This is a genomic window from Thermoplasmatales archaeon (assembly GCA_014361195.1).
Taxonomy (GTDB): Archaea; Thermoplasmatota; E2; order UBA202; family JdFR-43; genus JACIWB01.
On record JACIWA010000005.1, the window covers coordinates 45,424 to 63,259 of the forward strand.

Sequence of the window (17,836 nt, forward strand, 5' to 3'; positions counted from 1 at the left end):
GTATCCAAATATTTATTTTTAAAGTTTTTTACCGCAATTGATACAATTTCCTACTCTTTTTGCACAGCTCCTGTGATAAAGGGCACCACAATTGCATTTCAAAATATTTGCTTCCTGTTTAAATGAACCAAGGCAAACCGAGCATTTTTCAACTTTTTCCTCTTCAATAAACACTTTTTTCTTTCTGAGCAGAAGATATGCTGGAATAGCTAAAAGTGGAATAAAAACAAAATAGATAAAATTATTCTTTCCATATTTTATTGAAATTTCCAGCTCATTATTTTTTTCATTTCTTTCCTCTATTTCATTATACGGGTCAACAATAATTTTTATTTTGCTTACTCCTTTGAAATGAATCTCTTTTTCATATTCTTCATAAATATTGAAAATAGAATAATTCTCTCTACCATCTAAAAAAACAGAGCATTTAACATTTTCACAATATCCTCCATCATTTTTTATCTTCAAAATTAAAGTTATTTCATCCCCTTTCTTTGGCTTATCTGGCAAGTAGCTTGCTTCAACAGAAAAATCTGGAATAATAACATAAATCAATTTATCTACTTCATGATAATAAGCTCCATCAAAAACACTCAGCTTAACCCTATATTTCCCTTCTCTATCAAAAGCATGCGTCACATTTCTTCCATACCCAATGCTCCCGTCCCCAAAATTCCAGCTATAATTAACTCCCTCTCCAATCGCTGAAAAATATACATTCACGCCAGGCGCAGGCCTCGCTGGAGAAAATTCAAAATAAACATTTGATTTAACAATTATTGCTATTGTGGAGTTACTTTTTGCTCCTTTATCATCAGTAACAGTCAATTTTGCAGTATAATTTCCAGTATTATTATAAGAATGCTGCTTTGTTGAAGGAGGGGAGCCAGAGCCATTATATTCTGTAATTCCATCATTATCTATATCAAGCTCCCAGTAAGCTATGTAGCCATCTTCATCACTTGCATTAATTATGAAATTAACCACAAGAGGAGCATATCCCTCGCTGATATTTACTTGAAGTGAGCATTTTGGTGGTTTATTTTCTGGAGGAGGTGGAAAAGGAGGAGATGGAGGTGGAGAAGGAGGAGAAGGTGGAGTATATACAATAGTTGTAAATATCCATGTGTCAGATGAAGTTTCTGCTATGCTATCATTTGCAATTGCATACCATTCATATGTTGTGTTATAAGCCAAATTATACCATGTTATTGAAGTATCTGTATTATTTGCAACATTTGTTTTTGTTCCTATTAATTGCCATGTTACATTTCCTAATTTACGGCCATAGAAACTAACATTCATCAAATTTCCATCTATATCAACAACATGAACAGTAAGATTTGCATTTGTGCTTAAATTTAGAGAGTTATTTGCTGGAGTCACTAGCAAAGGCTTATTTGGCACATCATTTACCGGTGTTATATTTATGAAAACTGTTGCTTCATTGCTCCAAGCGTTGCTATTATCCTTTACTTTATATTTGAATGAATCTGAGCCATGATAATTTGCATTAGGTGTGTAGGTTACTGTTCCATTTGCATTTACTGTTACATTTCCATGAGATGCATTTTGGGTTATTGTTACACTGCTTGCATCTATTGTTCCATCTATATCATAGTCATTTTCCAATATGTTTATTATAACAGGTGTATCTTCATCTGTTGTGCAATAATCATTATTTGCAACCGGAGGATCATTTACTGGTGTTATAGTGATATAAACTGTTGAAATGTTGCTATAATCTTGTCCATCATATGCTTTATATGTAAAACTATCCTGGCCACTATAATTTGCATGAGGTGTATAAGTAAATGAGCCATTTGAATTCAATGTTAAGCTACCATGAGTTGGGCCATTTACTAAAACAGCGGTTAAAGTATCTCCATCTGCATCGCTGTCATTTCCCAATACTCCAGGTGCATTTACAGTTAATTTTGTATCTTCATTTGTTGTGTAATAATCATCATTTGCAACAGGTGGATTGTTTCTTCTCAATGAAATATTTACAAAAGAAAATTCTTCATTAGTTAAAACTATTATAGCGCTTTTATAATATTCCTCATAAAAAACTTCTATGAGAACCTCATCTCCAACCTCCCATTCTTTAAAATTTCCTAAATTGATTCCATACCATCCATCTGGATATTCCTCTGCTATTCCACTTTCATTTGTTCTAAGCACAGTTACAATAACAGTTGCTCCACTTACCGGCAGGTTGTTTAAATCAACATGAGTCCAGATTGTGTAAGGTGTGCCTTGTTGGGCTAAGATTAAATTAGAAAGAAGGATGGATGATACAATTAATGGAATAAATTTTTTTATTTCCATTTTACTACCCCACTATTCATCGCTAAAATTTTATCAAAAAATTCTTCGGTTGTTTTTTCTCTCTTTTCACAAAAAATAATTTCTTTGATTTCCCTCCGCTGATAAACATGGAAATCGCCATTACATTATCTTTTATACTTTTTAAAGAATTTTTTATGATAATTATAAGCGCCATAATCGCTATTGCGATTACTCCACCCATTTTTTCCCTCTTTCTACACATAAATGAACTAATTGTATATAAGTTTAATCCGAGGAAAATTTTCTTAATTATGAGCAAGCTCGAGAGTTATGCCCGCTTTCGTAGCCCTGCCTTCATCTCTCCTTCCAGATTATTTCTCAATAATATGGAAAATATTTGCTGAGTAAAAAATTGAAGAAACCAAAGGAATTAATTATTTTCATTTTCTCAACCATAAAAAGCATTTCTGTAATTTTTTCCAACGAATAGTAATATTTTTGCTCGCATTTCCAACAGCCTCACATCTCAACAGGGACATTTATTTTTTTCAAAATGAAAAAGAGTTATAAATATCAGAGAATAAGTGAATAGTCCTAAAATTCTTAGCCAGTCTGGATTATCTTTGGTGAATCTATTCTTATTTTGTTAATGGCGGTGCATTCCAAAGGAATTAAAATAAGCAAAAGGAAAGGAAGCGTAAAAACTTCATCTTAACCGGTCCAATGCTTTATTATTTCTATGATATCATTTACATCAACTATTCCATCTTTATTTACATCCGCTCTTTCATCCCAATCTGGATGGTTCGGAGTTTGCATCCAATGCATGATTACAAAGAAAATATCTTCTGCATTTACTCTTCCATCTGAGTTCACATCCCATGGAGCATAAACCTTGCAATATGCCTTCGGGACGGTGCTTGCATTTGGCAATGGCTCATGATTTCCAAGTAAATCATATGCCACTGTGTAGAATTGATAATATCCACTCTCTCCAAAGAAAATCCATGTAAAGTTGCTATATTTCTCTCCATATAATGTCCAGTTTGTCCAAGTAAAATTATCTTTGCTATATCTATAATAAAGGGCTACTTTTTTAACCCCAACACCCACATCAGTTGCATTAACTTTTATTTCTATTCTTGTAGAATATGTTAAATATGGAATTGGCTCAATAATGGAAGAAGGAATAAAGCAATCAACAAAAACATCATTCCATTTCATTTGCTCAACATTTCCAGCATTATCAATGCTATAAAATTCAATTTCATATTTCCCACACGGAGAATAATTGTATAAAATTCCAAGATCCGCAAGATTTATTGGACGATATGGAAGCGTGCCAGAATATTCTCTCCAGTCAAATAGCAATTTCCAACCATTTTCAAATTTAAATATTCTGTAAAATGTTTTATTAACTCCTGAGCCATTATCAATTGCCACCAAATCTATTGTTGTATTTCTGAGAATATAATGCACAACGTAGCCACCAAAACTTGAAATATTAACAACTTCTCCATTAAATCTCTTATAAGTGTAAGGTGGCTCAGATATCACAGGTGTATATACATAAGCTTCCCCATATGCCCCTTCATTGCATGTCGCATTTACATAATTTCTAATAATAGAGCCATCACTTACATTGCTCCCAACTTTTACCTTCACCAAAATTTCATAGGATGCAGATGGCACAAGAGTGGGTATTACCCATGTATCAACGCCTGAAGAAGGCATTGGGAAAGTGTATACTACTGTTACCCTACTATCATATACTTCCTTTACAACCACATTTGTTGCACTCGCCAAACCATTATTCTTTATTTTTATTCTATAAGAAATATTTGTCCCAGCCTCAGCAAATTCTGGTGTGCTTTCTTTTGTTACAAGAAGTGAAGGAGATGCAACAGTTGTATTTTCCCAAGTTTGATTAAATATTCCTTGCAAACATGTTACATTTACATAATTATGCAAAATTGTTCCATTTGGTAGAGGACTTTTAACTTGAACTCTTATGTTTATTGTTTTTGTCTCACTTACATTTAATGTTCCTAAATTCCATGTATTGTTTCCTGAGCTTGGAGAAGGATTTGATGAAATGAAAATGATATTGCTATCATATAATTCAGTAACAGTTACATTTGTTGCATTTTCACTTCCATTATTTGTTACATTTATTGTATAATTTAAATAGCTTCCTGGAGTAACTGGATCATTGCTATCTTGCTTTGTTATTATTAGCAATGGAGCTGATATAACTGTTGTATTTTCCCAAGTTTGATTAAATATTCCTTGCAAACATGTTACATTTACATAATTATGCAAAATTGTTCCATTTGGTAGAGGACTTTTAACTTGAACTCTTATGTTTATTGTTTTTGTCTCACTTACATTTAATGTTCCTAAATTCCATGTATTGTTTCCTGAGCTTGGAGAAGGATTTGATGAAATGAAAATGATATTGCTATCATATAATTCAGTAACAGTTACATTTGTTGCATTTTCACTTCCATTATTTGTTACATTTATTGTATAATTTAAATAGCTTCCTGGAGTAACTGGATCATTGCTATCTTGCTTTGTTATTATTAGCAATGGCTTTTTCTCAATAACCAAGTGTTTCTGAGTATGCTTTTCCTCCTTATTCTCAACATTATCTACAGAGAACCATCTTATTTCATTTATTCCAGCATTTGTAAGATTAATAAGAACAGATATTTTCCCAAATTCCGGATTTTTATCATAAGTAGTGTTATCATAAATTGTCGCATTTTTTACCATTGTATCCACTATTCCATCCCGGTTGCTATCATGCCATATTTCATAATAGAGATATTTAACACCTGATGAGCAATTGCCTGTATCAGTTGCATTCAGCCAAATAGGAGTTTCTGATGTTACATTATAAACATCATCACTCACAACAGTTTTATTTGTAAGAGGTGGAAAAATATCAACTCTTAAAAAATTAACATTCCTAAGCCCTCTTTCCAAGCACCAAAAAGTGTCATTGCTTCCATTTTCTCTCCCCCAGTCATAGAAAAGGATATTAAGCAAACTATCTCCATCTACATCTCCGACCGCTGGCGATGTCCTCACCCTGCCATTTGTTAAAAATTTATCGATAAGCTTACCATTGCAATCAATCTCGTAAAGATATCTATCTTCGGAGCCAACAAATATGGAGAGCTTACCTCCAACCCCTTCATATAATCCAGTTCTTCTTTCATTTCCCCTAAACATCGGCCACTCTCTCGCAAAAGCACTACTTGTCTGTGATGCAAGTGCGGGTGATGAATAAATTGGGCCTCCTGTTGTGAAATTCCAGAGCATTGAACCATTTCTTCTGAGGCAGTAAAGTTTGCTATCATTAGAACCAAAAACTATTTCATAAAAGCCATCCGCATTTATGTCACCAATCGCTGCAGATGAATAAATTGGGCCTCCTGTTGTGAAATTCCATTCTTGCAAACCAACAGCTCCATTCCACTGCAAGCAATAAAATTTTCCATCTGTTGAACCAATTAAAATTTCTTTATAGCCATCTCCATCAATATCCGCAATTGCAGGTGATGAATAAATCGCTCCCCCTGTTGTAAAATTCCATTCCTGAAGGCCATTTGATCCATTTAATACATATACTTTTCCATCAGCGGAGCCAAAAACTACTTCATTTCTTCCATCATTATCAATGTCACCAATTGCGGGAGTTGAAATAACATTTCCAGATGTATTGAAAACCCATAAAACATCCCAATCAGTTCCTTCATAACCTATATGATTTGGATATCCAGGGAAGTAAGGAGAAGTGCCATCTCCATTGAGAGGCAATGTAAATCCCTCATTCATTCCATCACTATTATCCCCATCAAAGCACCATAAATTTTTAAAAGGGTTATTCCCTATAACAATTTCTAAGCCACCAACACTTTCATTTAATTCACCTATTGCTGGGGAAGAATGCCATACATAATTACCACCTGTTGCATTTGTTGTTACATGAGGGAATGTCCACTTAAATGTTCCATTATAATTAATCACTTCAAGAAGCCACCCGCTTGTTGTGCCACCCGCAACATCTAATTTTCCATCACCATTAACATCAAAAATTGCTGGCGAGCTTCTTGATTCATCAGTTTTTGTATCAAGAGCCCATAATATGCTTCCATTATAATTAAAGCATCTCCATATCCCTCTCGCAGTAGCATTTATTTCTGGATAAAAATTTGTTATTTCATCGCTCCCGCACGCTATTTCAAGTTTTCTATCTCCAGATAAATTTGCAATCGCAGGAGATGAGCCAAACACACAACCATTTGGAGCATGAACAACATTCGGCATAAAGCTATAATTCCACTCCTTATACAGGTAATGGCCATGTTTCTCAACATTTCCCGCCCAGTCAACAGCATAGAATTCTAACTTATGCAGACATTCCCTATTTATTGTTATTCTTACAGATATTTTTTTAGATTCATTGTTCATGTCTTGAGGTGAGTTATCGTTAATCGTTCTGTTTTCTATTATTATATCCACTGCTCCATCATTGTCTATATCCCTCCATATTTCGTAATAAAGATATCTAACTCCTGTACCAACATCTGTTGAATTTAGCCATATGATAGTTGAATTACTTATCCATTCCATCCCGTCTTTTATGTATAAAGGGCCATAATAACTTTTTATTGTTACTGGTGGAGTGTTATCAGTTGCCCCTCCTCTATGGAGAATAATGCATATAAGTAACACTATAAACAAATATGCATATTTTTTTAAGCTCATTGAAGTAAATTATTTACAAGCTTTTAAATTTATTCATTTATTGGTTTGAACAATAGAACTGCAGGAAGTAAAACTAAATTGTAAATTCAAATCCTTCTTAAACTTTTAAATAATAACCTCTGCTCAATAAAATATTTATATATATTCCATTTTCCAAAGCATGAAAAAAACAATTGTTTTGATTTCAGTTGCAATATTTTTACTTCCAATAGCAACATCGATATTAAAAGAAAAAACATCCAAAATTTCTGAGGATTTTGACCCGCTTGTTGATATAGAAGTAACTGTTGAAATAAATTATATCCGCTCTCTTGAAACAAAATATCTTTGGAGAACAATAGATAAAATAGATGAGTTAAGCGATCCAGATTTCTATGTGAAGGTTTTTATAAATGGTGAAGAATTTACAAGCTCCGTTTGGAGAAATCAGAAATATGTATATGAAAAATGGTCCGCAACCGCAAATGTTCCAGATGATGTAGAATTTGTTAATATAGTGATCCAGCTATGGGATAAAGATGTAGTCGATAAACTCTGCGATATAAGCGATAACATAGATGATTATCCCTACAGCATGGATGTAAATCTAACATACAGCATAAAATCTGGCCACTGGTTCGGCGATGACTTTAATTCTCCCCCAAGTTACTGGAGGAAAGATTTAAGTGGCTACGGGCGCCTGAATGGGTGCGATGACAATAGCATTTATCAAAATAATAGAGATTGTGAAATTGGTTTTTCAATATATCAAAATGACTGTGATGGGGATGGAATTCCTTACTGGGTGGAGGTAAATGTATTTCATACAGATCCAACTAAAGATAATAGAGGCGAGGACATGGATAATGATAGCGTACCTATAGAATGGGAATATAAATGGGGGCACTATTTCCGCTATAATTGGTGGAATGGAAGCATGCAAGATAGATGGGAATATAGCCCTCTTGTTTGGGAGGACCACAAAAATCTTGATCCAGATGAGGATGGTCTGAGCAATTATGAAGAATATTTAACTAACCAATGGGGCTCTGATCCTTTCAGAAAGGACTTATTTATTGAAATTGACCAAATGGAAGGAGGAAACGGAATAAAGGAAAGCCTTTTACCAGATGGGGCAAAAGAATTGCTTAAAACCGCTTATGATAAGCACAATATAGTTTATCATTTAGATGATGGTTGTATGGGAGGAGGAGAAAAATTGCCTTTTAAGCTATATGTAACAGGAAAAGATTTAGACAACTATTACAACAAATATTTCTTGCACGATAATCAAAGTTATTGGAGGAAAGGTATATTTCATTATGCAGTGATTGTTTATGATGCGGGATTCAATGGTTATGCGGTAAAGAGAGATATGTGGCAGATTTCAACAAAATATATAGATGAAAAATGCAGGCAACTATTTTTTATAGATAGGAATATAGTGTATGCAAGTGTTTTTATGCATGAAACAGGTCATTCACTAGCCATATGGAATCCGGGGGTAGATAATCCAGATACTATGTATCCATGGAAGTGGGCTTATTGGAAATATACTCCCTATAAGAGTTGCATGAATTATCGCTATACCTACATTCTCGTTGATTATTCAGATGGAAGCCATGGAATGAATGATTTTGATGACTGGGGAACTTTAAGCTTAACATATTTCCAAGATTAAAATTTGTAGTAAAATAAAACCTCTTCAAAATCATCTCCTAGCGAAAGCAATTCCTCAATATTCTCCCCTTTCAGATATACATTGAAAAATGCGACTGTAAATTTATTGACAATATCGACCAATCTTTTTCCGCTTATTTTTCCAAATCCAGGTATCAAATTTTTTGGAATATTTGGAGCAAAATGAGGAGGCAAAATAGGCAAATCAGTATAATCATAATGAGCTGAGCCATTTACAATAGCCATATATGCCACACTTGAATTTTCCCATAACCCTTGCAAGCTCTCATCTTTCTCATATCTCCCCTCAACAAAAAACATAAAAAATGGCTTCTCCGCCTTAATTGCACCTCTAAAATAGCCATCAAGCGCAAGCCCCGCCTTTATGCACCCATCTTTGCACATGCTTAATGCTGCTCCTCCTCCAAATGAGTGGCCGTATATCCCTATTTTTTTCCTTATCTATTTTTTCTGGGAATTTTTGAAGAAGATAATTTATTACAAAATTTATATCCCCAATTACTTCATCGAAAGCGGTTTCAATATACCAACTTATATAACTCTGATTATATTGGGATAAATCCTCCACCTCTATTACCCGCCCATCTGGAAAAACGGTTATACCCGCTACATATGAATGGCATATGCCTGCAACTACAAAGCCATGACTTACAACTTCTTCAATCATTGATGTATACATTGATGGATATCCTCTATATCCATGAGAAAATATTACAAGAGGGAAAACTCCATTTGCAATTTCTGCGCCAACAAAAGAATGGGTTTTTACATATTCATAACCATTTTTTGGGATCCAGAAAAGATTTGATTGCTTTAAAAGCCATCTAAATGTTTCAGCGCCCATATATTCATATATTTTTCCTTCAGTTGCTTCAGTAGGATACCACAGATAAAGCATCATTTCCCTGCTATCATTTTCTTCAGTGAGCTTCTCCTCTCTTTCATAATCTACAAGATGAATTTCTCTAACTCCTATACTATAATTCCCCCTCGGCTTTGGCAAAAAGGATGCATGATAACTTCCTTCTACAATTGCAATTCCTTTAAATGTAAGAAAAATGGCGCGAAAACTTTTCTCATCTCTCTTCAAAATTCCAAAAAATGGCTTACAAAAAACAATGCTTCTATAAAAAAATCCTTCAAATTTAATCTCCTTGTTTCCTTTAAATATTCCTGAGATATTTCCAGAAAAATCATTCCTGCCAAGGCGCACATAGCCATTAACTTCTCCAATTGTATCATTCATTATCGTGACTTTTCCAGAAAAATAGCCATCCGCCCATTCAGGCATTTCATCTGAAATTCCATAATTTGATGGAATAAAGAGAGGGAAAATCAATAAAACTAATAATTTTCTGCTTGCATATCATTAATTGATTAAAGATTAATAATATTTGCGAAATGCTCCCGCCGGGATTTGAACCCGGGTCTTCGGCTCGAGAGGCCGATATGATTGGCCGCTACACCACGGGAGCTATCCGCCAGTAGCAACATTTATTATTTTTATCTTTTTCCCTCTCAACTTTTCGTTATAGGGCATTGGTTTCCCATCCGCTATTATGAGAGATGAATCTACTGCCATGCCCAGCAAATTTAGCAATTCCTCACCCGTAGCATTTTTGCTTATCTCAACCTTCCTTGTACCTTCTCTCGTTTCAACCTCTATTTCCATAGTAAGGTTAATAAAAATCACAAATATTAAAATTATGCTGGGATAGCCTAGCGGAAAGGCGGCGGCCTCGAGAGCCGCTTGGCGAAAGCCATCGCAGGTTCGAATCCTGCTCCCAGCGCTATTCAATTGTTGCCCTTTCAAAAAGAAGCATAGCTGAAGATAGGAAAATTATCGCTATTATTGAAAGAACTGAGAAATCAGTGAGTAATGAGAATTTTGAAATCCCGAGCAAAAGGCCACGAGACGCATCAACCGCATAAGTCAATGGATTTACATAAGCGATATATTGCATCCACTTTGGCATTGTATTTATTGGATATATTGCTCCGCTCAAAAAAATCAAGGGCATCATTATTACCATCATTATCATCTGAAATCCTTCCATGCTGGCCATTTTAAGAGACAAACTGACTCCCATTGATGAAATTGCGATTGAAAGAATAAAGCCGACAAGCAAAGCGGGAATGAAGCCATTAATTTTTAATGCTTTTGCCAGTGGAAATGTAAAAAGGAGTATTATAAATCCCTGAATTGAAGAAATTATTGCATCTCCAAATATTCTTCCCGCAATTATACTTTTTCTTGATGCGGGAGCAACCATCGTTTCCTTAAGAAATCCAAATTGCTTATCCCATATAACAGTAACACCACTGATAAATGAAGCAGTGAATAGGCCCATTGTCATAAGGCCTGGGGCAAGAAAGGAAATATAATCAATTCCTCCAAAAATCTGCTTTGCCATTGGTGAATCAAAAACTTTGCTCCATCCTAACCCAAAGAAAACAAGCCATATTATGGGGTTTATTATTGCACTCGCAACTCTTGATTTTCCCCGCCAAAACCTTTTTATTTGTCTATAAACCATGGTTAGGAAAGCCCTCATGCAAATCTCCTCCTCATTTTTGGCTCAGAATTTTCTTTATCTCTCAAATCTTTTCCTGTGAGATGAATAAAAACATCATTAAGGGTTGGTTTGTGATATGTTATATCATTTATTTTTATACCCTTTTTCTGGGCTATTTCAAAAATTTTTGGAATTGCGGTGCTAGCATTATCAACATTAATCTCAATTCTTCCATCTTCTAAAATTTTACAATTTTTTGTAAAATCTTCATCAAAACATTCTGGATTTTCCGCTTTTATGTAAATAATATCTTCTCCTAACATGCTCTTAAGATTTTCAGGGGTGTCATAAGCAATTAATTTTCCATTGTCTATTATTGCTATTCTATCTGACAATTGCTCCGCCTCATCCATATAATGCGTCGTTAGAAATATAGTTATATCTTTTTCCTCTCTCAACCTCTCTATATATTCCCATACCCTAACCCTTGTTTGAGGATCAAGCCCAATTGTTGGCTCGTCTAAGAAAAGTATTTCTGGCTCATGAATAAGAGATTTTGCTACCTCAAGCCTTCTTGCCATCCCTCCACTAAATGTCTTAACAACCTTATTCCTAAAATTTTCCAGCTCAACAAATCTAAGCAACTCATCTATTTTATTTTTCAACTCACTACTTGAATAGCCATATATCCCTCCATGAATGTAAAGATTTTCATATGCGGTTAAATTTACATCCAAACTTGGCTCCTGAAAAACTATCCCTATCTTCTTCCTCACCTCTTTCGCCTCCTTCAGAACATCATGCCCCGCCACAAAAGCGGAGCCAGAGGTTGGCTTTAAAAGGGTGACAAGAATGTGAATTGTGGTTGTTTTTCCTGCGCCGTTTGGGCCGAGAAAGGAGAAGATTTCTCCACTTTTTACTTTAAATGAAACATTATTTACCGCCACAAGTTCGCCAAATTTTTTTGTTAAATTTTCTACGACTATTGCATACATATTATTTACCCTGCTCAACTATATATTTAATTTCCTTTGATGCATTTTTCATAACTTTAGATATTTTTCTTTTCTGCTTTTCATTCAACATTTCGAATTTGATAAATGCCCTTCGCAGAGCATCTCTAAGCTCATCCATACCCATTTTTTCAAATTCCCTTGCTTTATTCATATGCTCAATAATTTCTCTAAATTTCTCCTTTCTCCTGTTCAAATAACTCAGTCCTTTAAGAGTTATCTTGTAAAATTTTTTATTTTGTTTACTCTCGGATTTAATCAATCCTTCTTCTTCAAGCTCGGAAAGCAAAGGATAGATAACTCCTGTGCTTGTCTTCTTTCCCCTATCTTCCGATATTTTTTTCATTAGTGCATAACCATGTATTTTACCTTCCTTCATGTAATTTAAAAGCATTAGTTTTATAGCTTCCTTAATTTTCATTTCTTTTATATCTTTAAACATATCGCAAGATATATCAAAAGACATATAAATATTTAACCGTATTTTATTTTGAAAAATAGAACAATTGAAGATAAAGAAAGTGTTATTGAATTTGCCAAAATTATAGGTAAATTCCTTATAATCAGACCATAAATAAGCCAGAGAAATATTCCTGTACAAAATAAAACATACATTGCAAGAGATATATCTTCCGCTCTGCGAAGCTTATATGTTTTTATAACCTGTGGAATAAAGGATATTGTAGTAAATAGAGCGGCAAATAGTCCAATTATTGTTGGATTCATAGAAATGTAGTCTTAGGCAATTAAATATCTTTCTGAAAATTTAGAAAAAATAAAAAACAATGTTTAGATAAGCATGTGGATGAAATAAACTTAGAAATGGAAAAATTTGATTGGCTTATAGATGAGGAAACCACGAAATTGCTTCTAATGGAAAAAAATAATTTGATAAAAAGAAAAAAGATAATTGAAGCGGAGGGAAATGTTGCGATAGATGCAAAAATTGAAAGTAAAGGGAAAATCGATGAAAAAAGAGCAATAGCCATTATAGGGGATGAAAGCGGGCACTGTGTGCTAAATTTATGGGATGAAAATAAAAAAATTTTAAATTATTTGAATGAAGGAGATGTAATAAGAATTGTAAATGGTTTTGCAAAAAAAGGAATTTATGGACTTGAGATAAATGTTGGAAAATTTGGAAGTGTAGCTAAAATAAATAAGAAGATTGAAACAAAAATTGATTTTGGAGAAAAGGATGGAATTTTTTGCCTCAAAGGGAAAATTGAAAGGAAATTTCCAACAGAATTAATAATTGATGGAAATTATGAAAAATTTTCTAGAAAAATTATTGTTGATGGTAGGGAAATTTATCTATTTGATGAAAAAGTAAAAGATGCGAGTGGAGTAGAAGGAGAAATTATTTTGTTATGGCTTTATAAAAGAAATGGAAAAATATATGCAGGAAGCTTCAGCAAAATTATTCAGAAATAACATTTTGGGATCCATTAACAAATGAGCTGTAGCAACTCTCGCATAGATAAGCGGAGATAGATTCTATGAAATAGGAATGCTCTTTGCATATCGGTTTATAGCAATGATTGCAGGAATTTGAGCTTTTTGCCCCGCATATATAACAACCCATGAAAATATATTAAAATCTAATATTTATATTTCTTCTATTCTTTCCTATATCTCAATATCCCCGCTATTCCATTAAATGCTCTATATAGTATCTCTCCTTCCTCGCTTTCCCTGCTTATTATTTCCATTTGAGTTGATGACTTTTCCGCAAGCTCCGCATATTCTTCAATTATATCCTTCTTTTCTTTTATTTCCATATTCCCATTGCATTTAGGGCATTGAATGTTTAGCTTTTCAACAATTCCTTCAAAACTATAGCCACAATTTGTGCAATATGCCTTAACCTTATATCTTTCAAGCTCCGATGAAATCAAAAGCACATCAAGCATTCCAGCCATCAATGCATTCTTTACCTCTTCCTCCCCATATATTGCAAGCCCGCTGTTTTTCTTAATTTCTTCAAGAAATCTCTGCATAACTTTCCTGTCCTTTACAATATCAAGCTCCTCTATATCATTTGATGCGGAATTTATAAGCTCCCTGAGCCCGTATTCATCAGTATATCCTGTATCATATAACCCGATTATTTTTTCCTTCACCCTATAATCAAGATAATTCCCATTAACAAACTCCCTTTTAGTAGGCCCAGGCCCCCCCACAATCACGCCTTTAACATTTTTTTCAAGGAAAAGTTGAGATGCTTTTTCTCCCGCTTTAACAAACCATTCATGAGCTGCTATTTCAGTAAGCCTTTCAAATCTCCTCTGGCTCTGCCCGCCCTTGCCGTGCTTGCCTGGGACGCGAGAAGTCATATAGGTTGCCAATTCTATTCTGCTACCCTGCAAGAAGCCAATTGTGCATTCTCTTCTATCAATTAAAAGAAGACCATATACATCTTTCTCTTCTATAATTTCCTCAAGAGGTTGAAGATAAAATTGGGAATCGCATCTATAAAGATAGGTGTTTATTGGGACAGGTGGCTCAATAACTTCCGCAAACAATTTTGGTGGCTCACCAACCATACCGACAAAAAAAACTAAGCCATTTGGGGGAGGAGATTTAAAATATTTCAGTCTTGCCATTATTCCTTCAATTGCGGACAAAACATTTTTGCGTGTCTGTTTAGATTTTATATTTGTTGATTCAGAATATTCATTTCTTAAATATGCCATTACATCGCTTATCTGGCGAGTAGGAGGAATATAAAGAGAAATAAGCTCTGTATGCTGTCCCCTTATATTTCTTAACTCCTCAATTTTCTTTTTAAGCAAGAATTTGTCCTTTTTTTCAAGCATCTTAGCTAAATAAAAGTGTTTTTAAATATTTTTGGTTATTTTATTTTTTCATTGCCTTCTTAATTCACCACTCGCAATTTATTAAGCCAATAACTAAATTATTCCTCCATAGGATAAAGATGTTTCTTTTTATGCGGAAATAAATATTGCAAAAAAGATGCTATTATAAGATTAAATGATCAGGAATATTTTTTTCAATGCTTGCTTTTGCTGCTGATATTCTGGCAGATATCAGGCGATATGGAGAACAACTTATGGAATCAAGCCCTATTGAATAGCAGAACTTTATAGATTTCTCCTCTCCTCCGTGCTCCCCGCATATTCCTATCTCTATTTTTCTATTTACACTTCTCGCTTTTTCAACCGCAATTCTCATCAGCTCTCCCACCCCTTTAAAATCAAGAGTTACAAATGGGTCTTCCTGAATTATTCCCATTTCAATATACTCCTTTAAAAATTTCTCTTCAGCATCATCCCTGCTGAAGCCAAATGTTGTCTGGGTCAAATCATTTGTCCCAAAAGAAATGAAATCAACCTCTTTGCCAATTTCATCCGCGGTGAGGCAGGCGCGTGGCAATTCTATCATTGTTCCTATTTTATAACTAACTTTCATTCCTTTTTCCTTAAAGATTTTTTCAACCTCATTAACTATATTCTTTTTAACATTTCTTATCTCATTTGCATCACTTACCACAGGTATTTCAATATAAGGAATTGAATTATTTCCTTTTTTCTTCACTTCTATAACCGCTTCAATTATCGCTCTTGTCTGCATTGCATATATTTCTGGCATCTTTATCCCAAGCCTTACTCCTCTAAAACCAAGCATTGGATTTGCTTCCCTTAATTTTTTAACAATTTCAAATACTTTTTCTTCTTCCTCACTCATCTTTCCCTTTATTTTTTTCTCAAGAAGCTCTTCATATTTTGGGAGGAACTCATGCAATGGAGCATCTAATAAGCGAATAACTATTGGCTTCTCCCCAACTATCTCAAAAATCTCAATAAAATCTCCTCTCTGCAATTCAAGAAGCTTATTCAGTGCATTTCTATCTCCAAATATAGCTTTTCTAACTATTTCAAGTCTTGATGGATTTAAAAACATATGCTCGGTTCTACATAACCCTATTCCCTCCGCCCCGAATTCCATAGCTTTTTTAGCATCTTCTGGCAAATCCGCATTTGCATAAACCTTCATTTTCCTGATTTCATCCGCCCAAGAAAGAATCTCTTTAAGCTCATCTGGAAAATCCGCTTCAGAAAGCTCTGCAATTCCTTCATAAACATCTCCAGTGCTTCCATCCATTGAAATGAAATCTCCTTCCTTAAGAATTCTTCCATTTGCAAATATCTCCTTCTTCCCCTCATCAATTTTTATATTACATCCAACAATGCAAGGAATCCCTAAGCCCCTGCTGACAACCGCTGCATGGGATGTAAGTCCTCCTCTTGCGGTTATGACGCCCTGCGCTCTCGCAACCCCATGAATATCATCCGGGCTTGTCTCCTCTCTTATTAAAATGATTTTTTCTTTCAGCCCTTTTTCATATGTTTCATCTGGGGATAAGCAAATTTTTCCGATCGCTGCGCCGGGTGAGGCGGGCAGGCCTTTTGCTATTCTTTGGGATGCTTCTTTTATGCGCTTGTGCAACAGCTGATTCAATGAGCTTGTATCTATCCTGAGTAACGCCTCTTCCTTTCCTATCAACCCTTCTTTCACCATATCAAAGGCTATTTTCACATCCGCTTTTGCAGTTCTCTTTCCTTTTCTAGTTTGAAGTATATATAATTTACCTCTTTCAACAGTAAATTCTATATCCTGCATATCTCTATAATGTCTTTCAATTTTCTTTGATACATTACATATTTCCTCATATAAATTTGGATTTATTTCCTTTAACTTTTCAATAGGTAAAGGTGTTCTTTTTCCAGATACTATATCCTCACCCTGTGCATTTATCAGAAATTCTCCATAGATTTTGTTTTTTCCATCAGATGGATTTCTCGTAAAAATAACTCCAGTACATGAATCATTTCCAAGATTCCCAAAAACCATTACCTGCACAATGACTGCTGTACCGAGATCATGAGGTATATTCTTAATTTTCCTGTAATTTATCGCCCTCTCATTATTCCAGGAATTAAAAACCGCAGAAATAGCTATGAAAAGTTGCTCATAAGGGTCTGGCAAATCAAAAATTTTCTTATATTCTTCAACAATCTCTTTTAGCGCATTGAGATGAAGATGGCTATCTTCTTCAACACCTTCCTCCTTCTTTTTATTATCAAGCAATTCATCAAATTTTTTAGCATCTATTCCCATAGCAACTTTACCAAAAATTGCAAGAAAACGCCTGAAAGCATCATATGCAAATCTCTTATCAGAGATTTTTTCAACAATCTCCTCACTCATTCCAAGATTTATTATAGTATCCATCATTCCAGGCATCGAAACAGGCGCCCCAGAGCGCACAGAAAGAAGCAATGGCTCATCTCCTCCAAACTTTTTACCTGTCCTTTCTTCTAATTTCTTAAGAGCATTTAAAATTTCTTCTCTTATATCCTCACTTATCTTCCCTTCCTCAAAATATCTCCTGCAAGCATCTGTTGAAATTATGAAGCCAGGAGGAACAGGAACCCCTATTTTAACTAATTCACATAAATGTGCTCCCTTATTTCCAAGAATTCTGCTCATTTCCTTATTTCCTTCCTCAAATAGATATACATATTTCATTTT

At 34.5% G+C, this 17,836-nt stretch carries 14 protein-coding genes and 2 tRNA genes; 3 read left to right on the forward strand and 13 right to left on the reverse strand.

Features of this window, described 5'->3' with window-relative positions:
- Positions 1-18: 18 nt before the first annotated feature.
- Together H5T44_04245 and H5T44_04250 are read right to left on the reverse strand one after the other, a co-directional pair.
- Positions 19-2,331 (reverse strand): tandem-95 repeat protein, encoded by a 2,313-nt coding sequence (locus H5T44_04245; protein ID MBC7081435.1) that lies wholly within the window; start codon positions 2,329-2,331, stop codon positions 19-21.
- 672 nt (positions 2,332-3,003) lie between these two features.
- Entirely contained in the window at positions 3,004-7,071 is a 4,068-nt protein-coding gene (locus H5T44_04250) for a DUF11 domain-containing protein (protein ID MBC7081436.1), read from the reverse strand.
- A gap of 160 nt (positions 7,072-7,231) precedes the next feature.
- On the opposite strand from H5T44_04250, the gene H5T44_04255 reads away from it, so the two are divergent.
- Positions 7,232-8,731, forward strand: a complete 1,500-nt coding sequence (locus H5T44_04255) for a hypothetical protein (GenBank protein MBC7081437.1) — start codon at positions 7,232-7,234, stop codon at positions 8,729-8,731.
- Here the strand turns inward: H5T44_04255 and H5T44_04260 are convergent.
- The 4 genes from H5T44_04260 to H5T44_04275 all read right to left on the reverse strand — a co-directional run bounded on the left by H5T44_04260 (position 8,728) and on the right by H5T44_04275 (position 10,423).
- A complete protein-coding gene (locus H5T44_04260; protein ID MBC7081438.1) occupies positions 8,728-9,192 on the reverse strand; it encodes a hypothetical protein in 465 nt (154 codons plus the stop codon). The two genes, H5T44_04255 and H5T44_04260, sit on opposite strands and share 4 nt — an antisense overlap.
- Complete coding sequence (locus H5T44_04265) at positions 9,095-10,090, reverse strand: hypothetical protein (GenBank protein ID MBC7081439.1); 996 nt, start codon at positions 10,088-10,090, stop codon at positions 9,095-9,097. The genes H5T44_04260 and H5T44_04265 overlap by 98 nt, the downstream gene beginning before the upstream one ends.
- Before the next feature lie 63 nt (positions 10,091-10,153).
- A tRNA-Glu gene (locus tag H5T44_04270) sits at positions 10,154-10,226 on the reverse strand.
- A complete protein-coding gene (locus H5T44_04275) occupies positions 10,226-10,423 on the reverse strand; it encodes a hypothetical protein (protein MBC7081440.1) in 198 nt (65 codons plus the stop codon). The genes H5T44_04270 and H5T44_04275 overlap by 1 nt, the downstream gene beginning before the upstream one ends.
- A 36-nt stretch (positions 10,424-10,459) precedes the next feature.
- On the opposite strand from H5T44_04275, the gene H5T44_04280 reads away from it, so the two are divergent.
- A tRNA-Ser gene (locus H5T44_04280) sits at positions 10,460-10,541 on the forward strand.
- Here the strand turns inward: H5T44_04280 and H5T44_04285 are convergent.
- From H5T44_04285 to H5T44_04300, 4 genes are read right to left on the reverse strand one after another with little or no spacing between them, the layout of a single operon-like run.
- On the reverse strand, positions 10,542-11,306 hold the full coding sequence (locus tag H5T44_04285) for an ABC transporter permease (protein MBC7081441.1): 765 nt from the start codon (positions 11,304-11,306) through the stop codon (positions 10,542-10,544).
- On the reverse strand, positions 11,303-12,262 hold the full coding sequence (locus H5T44_04290; GenBank protein ID MBC7081442.1) for an ATP-binding cassette domain-containing protein: 960 nt from the start codon (positions 12,260-12,262) through the stop codon (positions 11,303-11,305). The genes H5T44_04285 and H5T44_04290 overlap by 4 nt, the downstream gene beginning before the upstream one ends.
- Position 12,263: 1 nt before the next feature.
- The gene (locus tag H5T44_04295; protein ID MBC7081443.1) at positions 12,264-12,722 is read right to left on the reverse strand and encodes a PadR family transcriptional regulator; all 459 of its coding nucleotides are present in this window, start codon (positions 12,720-12,722) and stop codon (positions 12,264-12,266) included.
- A gap of 32 nt (positions 12,723-12,754) precedes the next feature.
- Complete coding sequence (locus tag H5T44_04300; protein MBC7081444.1) at positions 12,755-13,006, reverse strand: SemiSWEET transporter; 252 nt, start codon at positions 13,004-13,006, stop codon at positions 12,755-12,757.
- Between the two features lie 75 nt (positions 13,007-13,081).
- Between H5T44_04300 and H5T44_04305 the strand changes: the two genes are divergently transcribed.
- Positions 13,082-13,714, forward strand: a complete 633-nt coding sequence (locus H5T44_04305) for a hypothetical protein (GenBank protein ID MBC7081445.1) — start codon at positions 13,082-13,084, stop codon at positions 13,712-13,714.
- On the opposite strand, the gene H5T44_04310 is transcribed toward H5T44_04305, so the two are convergent.
- The 3 genes from H5T44_04310 to H5T44_04320 all read right to left on the reverse strand — a co-directional run bounded on the left by H5T44_04310 (position 13,701) and on the right by H5T44_04320 (position 17,833).
- A complete protein-coding gene (locus H5T44_04310) occupies positions 13,701-13,865 on the reverse strand; it encodes a hypothetical protein (protein ID MBC7081446.1) in 165 nt (54 codons plus the stop codon). The genes H5T44_04305 and H5T44_04310 overlap by 14 nt on opposite strands.
- Before the next feature lie 34 nt (positions 13,866-13,899).
- Positions 13,900-15,099 (reverse strand): peptide chain release factor 1, encoded by a 1,200-nt coding sequence (prf1, locus tag H5T44_04315; protein ID MBC7081447.1) that lies wholly within the window; start codon positions 15,097-15,099, stop codon positions 13,900-13,902.
- Positions 15,100-15,262: 163 nt separating this feature from the next.
- On the reverse strand, positions 15,263-17,833 hold the full coding sequence (locus H5T44_04320; GenBank protein MBC7081448.1) for a pyruvate, phosphate dikinase: 2,571 nt from the start codon (positions 17,831-17,833) through the stop codon (positions 15,263-15,265).
- Positions 17,834-17,836: the final 3 nt, after the last annotated feature.